The sequence below is a fragment of the Thiocapsa bogorovii genome (assembly GCF_021228795.1).
Taxonomy (GTDB): Bacteria; Pseudomonadota; Gammaproteobacteria; order Chromatiales; family Chromatiaceae; genus Thiocapsa; species Thiocapsa bogorovii.
On the sequence record NZ_CP089309.1, the window covers coordinates 5473372 to 5486726 of the forward strand.

11 protein-coding genes are annotated in these 13355 nt (G+C 65.7%); 7 read left to right on the forward strand and 4 right to left on the reverse strand.

Annotated features, from left to right (window positions below):
- Positions 1-4: 4 nt before the first annotated feature.
- Together LT988_RS24365 and LT988_RS24370 are read right to left on the reverse strand one after the other, a co-directional pair.
- Positions 5-370 (reverse strand): hypothetical protein, encoded by a 366-nt coding sequence (locus LT988_RS24365; protein ID WP_232410678.1) that lies wholly within the window; start codon positions 368-370, stop codon positions 5-7.
- On the reverse strand, positions 268-858 hold the full coding sequence (locus LT988_RS24370; RefSeq protein WP_232408096.1) for an FRG domain-containing protein: 591 nt from the start codon (positions 856-858) through the stop codon (positions 268-270). The genes LT988_RS24365 and LT988_RS24370 overlap by 103 nt, the downstream gene beginning before the upstream one ends.
- Before the next feature lie 504 nt (positions 859-1362).
- Here LT988_RS24370 and LT988_RS24375 point away from each other — a divergent pair.
- A complete protein-coding gene (locus tag LT988_RS24375; protein WP_232408097.1) occupies positions 1363-3363 on the forward strand; it encodes an alkaline phosphatase D family protein in 2001 nt (666 codons plus the stop codon).
- A 72-nt stretch (positions 3364-3435) separates the two neighbouring features.
- Positions 3436-4302, forward strand: a complete 867-nt coding sequence (locus LT988_RS24380) for a DUF6635 family protein (protein WP_332460507.1) — start codon at positions 3436-3438, stop codon at positions 4300-4302.
- 1166 nt (positions 4303-5468) lie between these two features.
- On the opposite strand, the gene LT988_RS24385 is transcribed toward LT988_RS24380, so the two are convergent.
- The gene (locus tag LT988_RS24385; RefSeq protein ID WP_232408099.1) at positions 5469-6182 is read right to left on the reverse strand and encodes a carbonic anhydrase family protein; all 714 of its coding nucleotides are present in this window, start codon (positions 6180-6182) and stop codon (positions 5469-5471) included.
- 1023 nt (positions 6183-7205) lie between these two features.
- On the opposite strand from LT988_RS24385, the gene LT988_RS24390 reads away from it, so the two are divergent.
- Positions 7206-8033: a DUF3530 family protein gene (locus tag LT988_RS24390; protein WP_232408100.1), complete on the forward strand. Its 828-nt coding sequence runs from the start codon at positions 7206-7208 to the stop codon at positions 8031-8033.
- 180 nt (positions 8034-8213) lie between these two features.
- Here LT988_RS24390 and LT988_RS24395 read toward each other — a convergent pair whose 3' ends face one another.
- Entirely contained in the window at positions 8214-8834 is a 621-nt protein-coding gene (locus LT988_RS24395) for a plasmid stabilization protein (RefSeq protein ID WP_232408101.1), read from the reverse strand.
- Between the two features lie 653 nt (positions 8835-9487).
- On the opposite strand from LT988_RS24395, the gene bet reads away from it, so the two are divergent.
- From bet to LT988_RS24415, 4 genes are all read left to right on the forward strand, one after another.
- Positions 9488-10555, forward strand: coding sequence for a phage recombination protein Bet (gene bet, locus LT988_RS24400; RefSeq protein WP_232408102.1), 1068 nt, complete (start codon positions 9488-9490; stop codon positions 10553-10555).
- 105 nt (positions 10556-10660) lie between these two features.
- A complete protein-coding gene (locus tag LT988_RS24405) occupies positions 10661-11677 on the forward strand; it encodes a YqaJ viral recombinase family nuclease (protein WP_232408103.1) in 1017 nt (338 codons plus the stop codon).
- A gap of 292 nt (positions 11678-11969) precedes the next feature.
- A complete protein-coding gene (locus LT988_RS24410; protein WP_232408104.1) occupies positions 11970-12923 on the forward strand; it encodes an AAA family ATPase in 954 nt (317 codons plus the stop codon).
- Complete coding sequence (locus LT988_RS24415; protein ID WP_232408105.1) at positions 12920-13282, forward strand: hypothetical protein; 363 nt, start codon at positions 12920-12922, stop codon at positions 13280-13282. The genes LT988_RS24410 and LT988_RS24415 overlap by 4 nt, the downstream gene beginning before the upstream one ends.
- Positions 13283-13355 lie beyond the last annotated feature (73 nt).

Below are 13355 nucleotides of genomic sequence, written 5' to 3' on the forward strand. Positions count from 1 at the left end.
AGCGTCAGTCGGACAAGCCCCGAGAGACCTCTATTCCGCTTCGTCGTGAACCCCTCCTTGGTGCTCGATCCTCTTCCTTTGGACTGTAATGGCGCTTGAGCCACGCTGTCAGCCCCTCCAATCCCGGGAACAGCACCCGCTCGGTGACGTTGGACTGATCCAGCTTGTCGCGGATCTCCCACTTGAGACCGGCGGGGATGACGATCTTGCGTGCTAGACCCGGATGCTCGGCGAGCCAGTGGTCCATGGTGGCCTTGGCGTCCGACATCACCGAGAAGAAGGCGAACTGATTGACGATGCGATCGTCGATGGAGGGCGGCTCGAAGAACAGCGCGAAGGGTCGCGGGCAGAGCGCGTCCAGCTCCTCCAAGGACCCTTGACTGTCTCCGACAGCATCTCGACGGTGAAGACGTTGGCACCCTCTCGCGCCAGGCGCTCTGCCAGCCGCTCGGGCACCAACTCGTGGGTCCGCAGGTAGTTGGCGCCCCAGATTGCGCCGTCGCGGTCAAATTCCTCGATGTTGGCGGTGGCGAAATGCAGTGCGGCGAAGGGCGAGTAGGTCCAATCCATGAGCCGTGTCGGCAGGCCGTAGTGCTGCGCCACGGACAGCCAGTGCCAGACCGAGTCCCGCTCCACGACGCGACGATGGGCATACTTGCGAAAATTGCGCAGCAGATGGCGCTCCAGGCCCGCATAATCGCCGCCCAGCCGGAAAAGCGTGGTTTCCAGTCGATAGCCGCGGTCGGACAGCCCGCGGAAGGCGTACCGGGAGCGGTAGCGTCCAAGTTCCGGGATCCAGGCCTCGGCGAACAACGCTTCCTGGAGGTCGTTCCAGCTCTCGACTCGGGTCTCTTCCATCCCGGCACGCGTATGGTGGGCGTCAGCGCAGTTGAAGCGTACTGCACGCGCATGACGACTGGGCTACCGACTGCACGGTCATCCCCGAGGAGCATATCGCCCCTCTGCCGAACGCGATGAAGGAGCTCGGGTTAGAGACATGACCGCCACCGGAGCTTGCCCGGAAACTGTTGAAGGCCGTCCGAGCCTGGCTGAGTGACGACTCCCTCAAGACGTTGCGTCGATGATCAGGCTGAGCAACTCCGAAGGAAAACGGCGAGCAGATCGATTGCGGCACCGGTGGTGTCGCCGCCCGGGTCCCGTTTCACGGGGCGACTCACGGCGAGTCAGGTCCGCTCTGGGTTCCTCCGGGTTAGACTGGCGCTTCAATGTCGCATTCGCGCACACCCCGTGACAACGCCATTCATTGCCCGGCGAGCAAGCGTCCGCCGATGTGCGGATCCTATCTTCTTATCGGGGATTGGAAATGACGCTGCGAAGCCCGCCTGATGGGGAATCGAACCCATGACAGCGTCCGGAAAGTCATTGCCGCTGGTTCTTGCCGGCCCGATGCTGCGCCGGTCCTCGCCGCAGCGGCTGGTTCTCTGGCTGGCCGTTCGCGAGCCGGTCCGCGCGCGGATCACGATTGGTCCCGACGAGGGTCAACCGCTTGACCGGGTGCTCGCACCCGGCCAGGCGGGCTGGCGATGTCTGACGGCCGGTGCGCATTTGCACTACCTGTTGATCGATCTACGGTTCGACGAGCCGTTGCCGCGGGATCTCTGGATCAGCTACGTGGTGCAACTACAATCCCTGACGGCACCCGAGGGCCGCTGGTCGGACTGCGCCGATCTGGCCCCCGACCTCTGCTATCCGGGAAAGACCTCGCTCGGTTTCGTGCTGCCGTCGCGGATCGGTAGCCTTCTGCACGGGTCGTGCCGTAAGCCGCACCACACCGGGGGCGACGGTCTGGTCGAGGCCGATCGGCTGCTGAACCGCTGCCTCGGGCGGGGCTCTCTGCCGGCTGGGCGGGAAGCCGCGGAGACGGGGCCCGCGGACGAGCTGCCGACTTGGCCTTCGGCCTTGGTGCTGACCGGGGATCAGGTTTATGCGGACGATGTCGCCGGTCCGATGCTGCATGCGATCCACCAAGTGGTCGCGATGCTGGGGCTGCCCGACGAGCCATTGGCCGGCTGCGACCTGACCTGGCTGGACAGTGCACAGACCCTCTACCGTCACCCGGCCGGTTTCTACCGGCGCGAGACGCTGCTGCCGCGCCACAAGCGCAACTACGCCCTGATCGAGGTGCTGTTCGGCGGGGTCGAGAAACCGGTCTTCACGACCAACAGCGCGCACAATCACCTGATCACGCTCGGGGAGGCGCTGGCGATGTACCTTCTGGTCTGGTCACCGGCGCTGTGGCCGCTGATCGACCTGGATCCGCCGCCCGAGTTGGATGTCGCCTCCCGGTTCCTGTACCGGACCGAACGCCTGGCGATCGAAGAGTTCGTCGCCGGGCTGCCGAAGGTCCGCCGACTTTTCGCACATGTGCCGACGGCGATGATCTTCGACGATCACGACATCACCGACGACTGGAACCTGAGCCGCGAATGGGAGGAAGTGGCCTATGGCCATCCGTTCTCCAAGCGGGTGATCGGCAACGCCCTGTTCGGCTACCTGCTCAACCAGGCGTGGGGTAACAGCCCGGATGCCTTCGACGAAGAACTCCTTGACCAGGTCCAGGCGGGTCTCGACTCACCCGGCGGCAAGCCGCACGACGACCTGATCGACCGCCTGCTGCGCTTCGATCACTGGCACTACAGCTGGCCGACCACGCCGCCGCTGGTGGTCGTCGACACCCGGACCCACCGCTGGCGCTCGGAATCGGCGGCCCGCAAACCCTCCGGGCTGATGGATTGGGAGGCCCTGACCGACCTGCAGCAGACGCTGCGAGGGCAGCCGGCCGTGCTGCTTGTCTCGCCAACACCGATCTTCGGCGTCAAGCTGATCGAGACCATACAGCGGATCTTCACCTGGTTCGGTCAACCGTTGTTGGTGGATGCCGAGAACTGGATGGCCCATCCGGGAGCCGCACACGCGATCCTCAACATCTTCCGCCACCCGAAGACCCCGCGGCACTTCGTGGTCCTCTCGGGCGATGTCCACTATTCTTTCGTCTACGACGTCGAGCTGCGCGGTCGGGTGCGTGGGCCGGACATCTGGCAGATCTGCAGCAGCGCGATACGCAACGAGTTTCCGTCGCAACTGCTGGATGTGCTCGACCGTGCCAACCGATGGCTTTATTCGCCGCGCTCGCCGTTGAATTGGCTGACGCGGCGGCGGCACATGCGTGTCATTCCGCGCAAACCCGAGGGCACCCCTCAAGGCCGCCGCCTACTCAATGGCAGCGGTATCGGCCTGGTCGAGCTCGACGAGGAGGGGGTACCATGGCGCATCCGCGCGCTGTTGACCGACGGGCGGATGATTGCATTTTCCCGGCGGGAGGCCGAGTCACGCTGGGATTGAGCCTTGCCCGGTGTGACCGCCCGAGCGATCCTGTGGCCGCAGACAGCGGTTGTCGAACCCTCGGCGAAAGCAGTGACAGAGCGCGTAACCGACACGCATCTCCCACCGGACCGATATTTTGCCGCCTGCAGGCGGAGGATCCCGGCGTTCGTGGAGTCCAACTACGGTTGGCCGGGCGCTCTGGCATTAAACCGGCGCGCATGGGGCATCGACGTGCTGGTCGCGCCGATCAATTTCCTGATGGGATTCCCCAACTTCCTCCTGCGTGTGCTCGCACTCCTGCTGGAACTGATGCGCGCCCGCCGGGCCGCGCGTTGGCTGTTGCGGTGCCATCTCGGTTTTCCGACGAAGGTTCAGGAGGCGTTGACACGCAGGATCATGGAGGACCTGCTGGCGCTGCCGACCCGCCCGGGGGAGGTATCGGATCCCTTTCTCCGCCGTGTTGCCGCTGCGGCAAAGGAACCGATTACGATCTATGTGCAGACCCGCAACGTGGCCGCCGACATAACGGCCGGGACGCTCGCGGCGATCGTGGGGGTTGTCGCGTTTAGTCAGTTCACGCCGGGCTCGATCTCCGCCGGTGCAGCGATTGCGCGGGCGGTCGCCCGGGAACAGGCGATATCCGAGTTCGCTCTCGGCGAGGTGGCCGGGCGCCTTTTCTACGCGATGTTCCCGGTTCATCCATCACCGACGCTCGTCGTCGTCACCCTGCTCGTCGTGACGGTCGCAATTGCCGTCGTCGCCGCTTTTTCGGGCTTTCTGCACGACCCCTTGCAGGCGCGTTGCGGTATCCACGCACGTCGTCTCACCCAGTTGACCGAGGCCATCGAGGCAGCCATGAGCCCAGCGGCCGCGAAGGCCTATCGACCGAAAGATGTCTTCGTTGGACGGATTTACGACGTTGTCGACTGGCTGAAGGGATGGCTGTCGTTCTGGTGAGCGTTTTGGTCGTGATCCATGCCCTCCCCAAGGAGGACGGCGACGCTTGAAGCCGCTCGACGCTGCCCACGAGCTCGCCGCGACGCTGCCGCCGGATGCTGCGAGACCGGGCCGCGTCAAAGAGGAAGGCATCCGAACAACCGCCTCCGATTCCTCCCGATCGGCGGGTGCGGAGTATAGCCCTCGCCCTCGGCAAGACCGCTCACCCTCAAAAGGCCCCCGAAGGCCGAGAACGCAAGCCGGGACGTTTTCGTGCGCGAAGCCCGGAAATCAATGCGTGTCCGCCTGCTTGCGTCGCTCGCCAGGACGGCCACCTGTAACGCGAGCGCGGATGACGGCCCGTCGATGCTGATGCCGAGCAGCCTGCCTCGGTAGCCGAAGATCCGCTGCCCCGGGACAAGTCCAGCCCAGGTGCCGCCGCTGGAGGTGGCGAAGACCATCCAATCCACCTCGCCCCCCTGCGCGAGAACCTCCTGCATCGCAAAGGCATCACACAGGGCTCCGGTCGCGCTGCTGCCCCCGCAGGGAACCAGGTAAGGGGCTTTTCCATGCGCCGGAGTGCGAACGGTCCGGATCTCATCGATGGCCAATCGGTTTCCCTTTATCGCACGGCTCATGTGCGGCCGGGAGGCGCCGACGGCAGTCTCCATCGTCTGTTTGATCATCGTGGCAAGGGGAAACGGAAGCATGGCCGGAGCTCCGGTCAGCGGCATGGTCTGAAAGCAGTCACGCCTATTCGACTGCTCTGGGACAGCACGGCCCCAGGAGCGGTCTGTCGCGGCCGCTCAGATTTGTGGTCCCGAAGGGTCTTTTTTGGCCGGTTGCCGGCGCTGGCGCGTTGCTGGTTAGGATCCGCAATCGAGTGGGCAGCAGACACTGAGTAGATCTACGAGTTACATATGCCGTCCCCGCAACTCCCGCTTGATTCTCCTCCGGGTGCGACTGATGAGACCTTGACTGACTACGAGCGCGTCAAGGTGGACAAGATCGAAATCCCCGGGGATGAGCGCCATGTCCGGCGCTGAGTACGTCAACAGCACTATCTGGATCGATGCCCATCGGGACAGCCCGGAAGATGCATTGGGGGCCGGCATACATAAACCCATCCACCACGAATCGCAGCACCGCACGATGTATTGCAGACAGCCAATGCCTCTTCCAGCACCTCAGAGAAACTCGACCTCACCCGTGCTGAGATTGTGCATCGCCGGCACCACCTTGATCTCGCCTTGATCGACTAAAGCCTTGAGGATCGGGCTCTGGCGCAGGATCTCGGCGACCTGTAGCTTGGTGTTGGCCGCCGTGACGGCCTCGACGAAGTCGGCATTGCTCGCGTTGCGTTGCGCATCAGCGGAGACCGGTGTCGCATCCACGGCAGGCATGATCTTGGCCAACAACCCGGTGAGATGGCCCAGCTCGACGCCATCGCAGGCACCCATCACGGCCCCGCAAGCGCTGTGACCCATCACCACGATCACCTTGGAACCCGAGACCTTGGTCGCAAACTCGAAACTTCCGAGCATGTCGTCGCTGATCACGTTGCCGGCCACCCGCGCGACAAAGAGATCGCCAAGGCCTTGATCGAAGATGATCTCCGGCGCCGAACGCGAGTCGAGGCACGAGAGGATCACGGCAAACGGATACTGAGCAGACGCCGTGCGCTGCGCTTGGGCGGAGAGATCTCGGTTGTGCATGGTTCCGTCAACGAACCGGCGATTACCTGCCTTCAGCTTGTCGATCGCCATCTCCGGCGTCATCGCATCTTGCTTCGCTGCATTAAAGGTCACGTAGGGGCGATCAGAGGGTAAGTCCGTCGCCAGCGCGATCCCAGCGACCAGGAGCAACAAGACCAATGCAGTCGAGAACAATCGGTGTGTCATAAGCAGACCTGCGAGATGATGGGGATGATGGGAAGACAACGCGACGCGTTGCTGTGATCCGCACGCAGAACGGCTGACCGTTGCGACATCCTGGGGATAAGGGATAAGGGATAAGGGATAGGATATTCGACCGCACGGCGGCTGGGGACGCAGGAAAACTTAGCATCGAAGGAAGGTGCTCTGCAAGGACACAGTGTGGCCGGTGGGGAGGCCCGCAGGGAGGAAACCGCCGGTTGGGAGGACACTCTCGCGAGCCTTGGCGCTGCGAGGCGGGGCACGATCACAGCGGTTGCAGGGAGGGGCGCGTCTCCTGCACGACCAAGCGATGGAAGGAGGCTACCACTGCACCTGCCGGTCGAAGATTTACATGGATTGCGGTTGGGCCAGAGCATTCCAGTCGGGTACGGCCTCGACAAGCGGGTCGTCCCACGCGGGCAGTCCACGGGCCGAGCTGATTCGCGGCGGATCGGCGGGCTCGCAGATGTGGGTGAGAATCCGCCGCACGGGGGCGGCCGCGGTGCTGAAGGCGACGATGCTCGCAGTGTCCGCTAGCCGTTGGATTGCCGCCTCGTTGGTTCACAGGGGCAGCGACCATCTGGGTCGTGACAGGTCCGTTGGTCGCCGGACGGCGTGTGACCGGTATCATGATCGAACGGTCACTCGTGGTCTCTTCGGCACTGACCGGTTGCGGGGCCAAGCGGCACTGGGCTGGCTCGCCCCACTGACCCGGAGAGGAGCAATGAGGACGCCCGATGGCCGAGCCTGTGCGCCTTTATCGGGTATTGGCCCGCCGCTGATCTGCCGCCCTTAAATGCCGCGTTCCTGCGGAGACCGGATCGAAGAGAGCCCGACTCGCGACAAGCCCGGTCTCGGTCTATGGTGATCGTTCGGAGCACAGAGCAACTCCGAGCCGAAAAGGGCGATGCGCCTGAATCCGAGGAGACTCGCGAGCTTACCCGGGGCGGTGTGTCGAGAAGATGCGCCCCGCGGCACCGAGACCCGCACACCACAGGAGGCCAACCGATGACGAAGACACCGACAACCCTGCCCACCCTGTCCATCTTGCTCGCCTTGGTCGTTGCGAGTCCGAGCGGACCTGTATATGCCGACACCGCCGCTGCGCCGATCCAAACGACCGGCTCGGATCTCGGCAAAGAGCTGCGTTGGCGCGAGCAGATCGTCGACAGCCTGATGGACGGCGAGGCCGTCGATCTCGAGGCCGGCGAGGCGAGCTTCCTTGGGCTTTATACCGAGGCCGAAGAGGACTCGGGCCGGGGTGCGATCATAGTGCACGGCATCGGCGTTCACCCCAACTGGCCACAGGTGGTCTATCCGCTGCGCACCGCGCTACCCAGGGACGGCTGGAGCACCCTCGCCATTCAGATGCCGGTCCTGGCAAACGAGGCGACCGGGGCCGATTACGCGCCGCTCATCGCCGAAAGTGCGCCACGCCTCGCTGCCGCCGTCGCCTACCTGAAGGCACAGGGCGCCGAGCGCATCGTCATCGTCGCGCACAGTCTCGGCGCCACCATGGTCAACGACGCTCTCGCCGCCCGTCCCGACGACGTCGATGCGTATGTGGCCATCGGCATGTCCAGCAGCGGACTTCAGGCCGGTCGCGACAACGTCGAACTGGTGCGCAGGATCACCATCCCGATGCTCGACCTGTTCGGCCAGAATGATCTGCCGGCGGTCGTCTCGGGGGCCCGGGAACGCGCCGAGACCGCCCCTGCGAACCCCGGTTATCATCAGGTGCAGATCCCCGGCGCGGACCATTTCTTCGAGGGATATGAAGAGCCCTTGATCGAGACCGTCGTTCAGTGGCTGGACCAGACGGTGCCGACCCCGTAAGGCCGGGGACCGCCTCACGGGGCGACCGCGCAACGACGGCGACGCGGGCTTGGTGACGCCTCGACGACGCCGACTCCGATCAAGTGGCCTGCCCGCCTGACGCTCGAACCGCAGGCACAGGCCGACAGGCGAACGTCGGCGATCGCCATGACCGGATCGACGGAGCTCAGGGGAAGCTGATTACGTGGCAACCTCCTCCTCGTCTCCCGCCAACTCGCCCTGCTCGTCCATCACCACCACGGATGTGGCCGCGGCATCCCCGGCGGCGATCTCCGCATCCTTGCCTTGGCGGCGCGCAAAATCACGGGCACGCGCTTCGATCTCGACGATGCGTCGACCCACGGAGAGAAGCTCGTTGCGCCAGGTGTAGACCGCATCGGCGCGCTGGCGGTTGCTGAAGAGACCGCTCAGCCAGAGGGTGTCGATGCCGACGGTGAGGCGGTCCAGCGCCTGGATCAGGTTGGCGTATTGGGAGAGCTGGGGCGAGGAGATGCGGAAGGTGACCCGGCTCGGATTGGTGTAGCGCGGCACGGCGGCGATGCCGTTGGCGCTCTTCAATGCCTCGACGCGGGCGATTTCTGCATCCAACCGTTCGGCGAAGGCGCCGAGCAGGCCATCGACCAGACCCTCGACCTCCTCCATTTGCCGGGCATCGCCGATCGCGTGGAGCACCACGTCGATCCCGTAGAGGGCGCGCGCGACACGGATCAGGCTGCGGCCGACGACGCGGTGGGCATGTGCCGATTGCAGGGTGACGGGGACATGGAACTCGGGGCGGCTGTAACCTCTCGGGGCGGGCATGAGGATGCTCTTTGCGGCTGATCGGGGTCGCCAGCCTATCCCGACCACGAGCGTGTTCGCACCGGTGAAAAGAGCCCTGAAACGATGTTTTTCGACCAGGCGGCAGCCTTGCAATCGCCCTTCACCTGCGCTGGAATAGGTGCGCGGTAGCTGGCCGCGGCTCCCCGGGAGCCGAAACGTCCGCCCGGACGTAACAGCCGAAACCAGGTCTCCTTGATCGCGTCCCCTTGATCGCAAGCGGTCGCTGCGAAGGCCACATGCCTTCAGGTGTCGTCGACAGTCCTTCACGTCGATCGCGCACCCGTCTTCATCGAACGTTCCGCAACGCACCGACCTCACCCCGAGGATCGACACCGCGCCGTGTCGCTCCATGCGCCTGCACGCCCTCCTTCAAACCCCATCGATTCCCCTGTCCCCTGCGCACCGACCACGTCCGTGACCCGCACGGTCCGCAGCGGACAGGCGATTCACGCGTCATCCGTTCGGTTCTCCCTGCACGAGACCGACCGACGGGGCCGCTGACCCCGGGCGTTTGCCCGAACACAGCCGAAACCAACCGCCGGCCCTGCCGGCTCACCCGTCCCGGGGAGACTGCCGCTCCCCCGGGGAGAGGTGTGTCTCCTCGGGTTCACCCATCCCATGGAGACCACACCATGGCTACACGCCGCAACAGCCCGACCCAAGCCTTGACCACCTCGCTCGTTCCGAGCCGCCTCCCGGTCGCCCCGACCGTCCTCGCCGAGATCGGCCTGGACGCCGGGACCTGGGCGGTGCTCGCCGACTCGATCTTCCCCAACGCCATAACACCCGAGGGCGTGATCCTCGCGGTGCGCTATTGCCAGGCGCGCGGCCTGGACGTGATGAAGCGCCCGGTGCATGTCGTCTCCATGTGGTCGACGGCCCTCGGACGTTATGTCGAAACGGTCTGGCCCGGCATCGCCGAGGTGCAGATCACGGCGGCGCGCACCGGCCTGTGGGCCGGGCTCGACTCGCCGCGTTTCGGACCGGAGCTGACCAAGACCTTCACCGGGACGGTCAAGCGCGACGACAAATGGACCGAGGTCGCCGTCACCGTGACCTTCCCCGAGTGGGCCGAGACGACGGTCTATCGGATGGTCAACGGCGTGCGCTGCCCCTTCTCCGAGATGGTCTTCTGGGCGGAGACCTATGCCCGACAAGGGCGCGCGGAAGTGCCGAACGAGATGTGGCAGAAGCGTCCGAAGGGACAACTGCTCAAATGCGCCAAAGCGGCGAGCCTGCGGGCGGCCTTTCCCGAGGAAGCCGGCTACACCGCCGAGGAGATGGAAGGCAAGGCCATCGAGGGCCATGCCCTCGTGGACGCCGCCGTGATCGAGGCCGAGATCCTCACCGCGCAACCGACCACGATCCAACCGCGGGTAACTCCGACAGTCGTCGACACCGCGTCGGTCGACACCGCGCGGCCAAGTCCCGTCGAGGAGACCTCCGTCTCCGAAACCGCCCCGACGGATCCCGCGCATCGGGATGCCGTCATCGACGCGCAGGTGGCCAAGCAGGTCGCCATGCTCGTGGAGCGCGCCTGCAAGGTCGGCGCCTGGGGTCAAGCCGAGGACTATGCCCGCGCCCGCTTCAACGGGGCGCATTTGGCCTACGCCCTCGCCGAGTTGGAGCAAGCGGCCGCGTTGTCGGTCGTCACGCGAAAAGAGCAGACCGCCGACGCGCCCGTCGCCGAGGCTGCCTAAACCCCATGACCGCCACGGACGGCGGTCATCGGATTCCGATCATCCACCCCCGGGGCACCCGCTGCCCCTCGGGGACGTTGCCCCCGTTTTTTCAGGAGCACCCCCATGCACGTCATCGACATCACCCAACGTACCCCCGACTGGCACGCCTGGCGTAACGCCGGGGTCTCGGCCTCCGATGCCGCAGCCGTTCTCGGCGTCTCGCCCTACAAGACGCCGTGGCGGCTTTGGGCGGAGAAGATCGGGATGCTGTTGCCCGAGGACCTGAGCGGCAATCCGATCGTACGACGCGGCAATGCGCTCGAAGACACCGCCCGCCGGGGTTTCGAGGAACGCCACGACACCCTGCTGCTGCCGCTCTGCGGCGAGTCCGACACCCATCCCGTCATCCGCGCGTCCTTCGACGGTCTGGACGACGACGGAATCCCGGTCGAGCTCAAGGTGCCGCACGAGAGCACCTATCTGCAGGTCCTGGAGCACGGGGTCGCCTCGGAGGCCTACCGCCTCTATTGGCATCAGGTCCAGTGCCAGATCCATGTCGCCGACGCCGCCGAAGGCTGGCTGGTGTTTCATCGGGCGCCGGGCATCGCGGTCGACTTCCGCATCCCGCGCGACGAGACCTTCATCCGGGACACCCTGGTGCCGCGCTGCCTGGAGTTTCGGAAGCGGGTCGAGAAAAAGCACGAGCCCGAGCGCGATCCCGAGCGGGATCTCTACACCCCGTCCGGCATGGAGCTGGCGACCTGGACGCGGCTGTCCGGGGAGTACCGCATGCTTGCCGCCGAGAAGGCCAAGCTCGACGCCGCGCTCAAGACCCTGAAGTCGGGTCTGGACGGCATCGAGTCGCAACTGGTCGCTCTGCTGGGCGACTTCGCGATGGGCGAGAGCGCCGGGCTGAGGGTCCTACACTACGCCGTGGCCGGAGCGATCGACTACAAGGCCGCCCTCGCGGACGTTGCACCCGCTGTCGATCCGATGCGCTTGGAGCGCTATCGCCGCGCGTCCTCCGACCGGGTCAGGATCACGACCCTGAAGGACGGCACGGCAAGCGTCCCGTTCAGTGAGGCCGAGGTCGAAGCGCTGCAGGACGCCACCGAGACCGACATGGGCTTTTACTTCTAGCCATGCGGATCCAGGCTCAAGGACGGGCCCCGGATCCGCGGATCCATTCCAAGACACCCAGGCCCCGGCCGGCGGCTGTCCCGTCCGGACTGATGCTTAAGCAGTCCCGATCGGACAGCCGAATAACGTGATGTCCCTGCCGGACATGACGACTCCGCGAGCTGAACGGGCCGATTCTCGGCGACACAGCCAACCCCAACCCTCTGCAACCCAAGCCCCCCGGGGAGACCTGCGCTCCCCTCATGGGAGGCGTGCGTCTCCTCGGGTTCACCCACCCGATGGAGACCACACCATGACCGCCAGCCAACGTTTCGATGTCGCGACCACCTTCAACGTCAAGGCCCGTCCGGGTCTGGAAGTGCTCGGTTTCGCCGACGACACCCACCCGCACATCCCGGTGCGCAAGCCCTACGTCTTCAGACCCGAGCTGCTGCGCGACGTGCTGGCCTTCCTGCACGAGGCCGGCGGCGACGGCCTCTTCCTGACCGGCCCGACCGGGTCGGGCAAGACCAGCCTGATCCTGCAGATCGCCGCCCGGCTCGCCTGGCCGGTGCAGTCGGTGACCTGCCACGGGCGCATGGAGCTGGCGGCCCTGGTCGGCCAGTTCGTATTGGTCGAGAGTTGCACCCGCTTCGTTCACGGACCCCTGTCCACGGCGGCGCGCGACGGACACCTCCTGGTGCTCAACGAAAGCGACCTGATGGACCCGGCCGAGTTGGCGGGTCTGAACGACATCCTCGAGGGTCAGCCCCTGGTGATTGCCGAGAACGGCGGGGAGGTGATCCGTCCTCATCCGAAGTTCCGGGTCGTGGCGACCGGCAACACCGCCGGTGACGGCGACCGCTCGGGACTCTACCAAGGGGTGCTGCGACAGAACCTCGCCTTCATGGACCGCTTCCGGGTGGTGCAGGTCGGCTATCCGGAGCCCGACACCGAGAAGGATCTGATCGCCGCGGCGGTCCCGAAGCTGCCCGCGGAGATCATCGAGAAGATGATCCTCGTGGCCGAGGAGGTGCGGCGCCTGTTCCTGGGTGCCGACACCGAATCCGCGGAGCTGACCGTGACCATGAGCACTCGGACCCTGGTGCGCTGGGCCACCTTGAGCCTGGCGTTCAAAGGCGCACCGAACGTCTTCGCGTATGCCTTGCAGCAGTCCTTGACCGCCCGCGCGGAGCCGGAGCAACGCGAGGCGATCCACCGGATCGCCGCCGATGTCTTCGGCGACTACTGGGGTGCGAAACCATGAGCCCGCTCTATCGGCTCTACCGGTACGAGCACGGCGACGGGACCGCCAAGGAATGGGCCTACGCCGATCTCGGCAACGGGACGGCACGGATCCGTTGGGGACCGGCCGGTCGCCTGCGCCAATCCCAATCCAAGCCGTTGCGGATCGCCCTGGAGCGGGCACGCGAGAAGACGCTCAAGGGCTACGTCGCCATCGGACAGGCGGACATCGATGCGACCGGGGCCGTCGCGCTCCTGTCCCGGGAGGGTCCGGATCATCGGGATCCTCCTACCGTGGCCGCTGCGCCCACGCCCGACCCCAAGCCGACCCGCGACATCGCCGCCCTCCTTGGCGGGGACGACGACGGGTTTTACTTCTAACCGATCTCGACACACGGCCGATCGCGGCGCACGTCTTCGCCGTCCGGCGATCGCGTGCGTCGTCGTTCGGCGC

Bases quoted from the DNA above. Each gene is read 5' to 3' on its own strand.
- LT988_RS24390 (WP_232408100.1), top strand. From the start codon at position 7,206: ATGACGAAGACACCGACAACCCTGCCCACCCTGTCCATCTTGCTCGCC.
- LT988_RS24370 (WP_232408096.1), bottom strand. From the start codon at position 858: ATGGAAGAGACCCGAGTCGAGAGCTGGAACGACCTCCAGGAAGCGTTG.
- LT988_RS24375 (WP_232408097.1), top strand. From the start codon at position 1,363: ATGACAGCGTCCGGAAAGTCATTGCCGCTGGTTCTTGCCGGCCCGATG.
- LT988_RS24385 (WP_232408099.1), bottom strand. From the start codon at position 6,182: ATGACACACCGATTGTTCTCGACTGCATTGGTCTTGTTGCTCCTGGTC.
- LT988_RS24410 (WP_232408104.1), top strand. From the start codon at position 11,970: ATGACCGCCAGCCAACGTTTCGATGTCGCGACCACCTTCAACGTCAAG.
- LT988_RS24415 (WP_232408105.1), top strand. From the start codon at position 12,920: ATGAGCCCGCTCTATCGGCTCTACCGGTACGAGCACGGCGACGGGACC.
- bet (WP_232408102.1), top strand. From the start codon at position 9,488: ATGGCTACACGCCGCAACAGCCCGACCCAAGCCTTGACCACCTCGCTC.
- LT988_RS24405 (WP_232408103.1), top strand. From the start codon at position 10,661: ATGCACGTCATCGACATCACCCAACGTACCCCCGACTGGCACGCCTGG.
- LT988_RS24395 (WP_232408101.1), bottom strand. From the start codon at position 8,834: ATGCCCGCCCCGAGAGGTTACAGCCGCCCCGAGTTCCATGTCCCCGTC.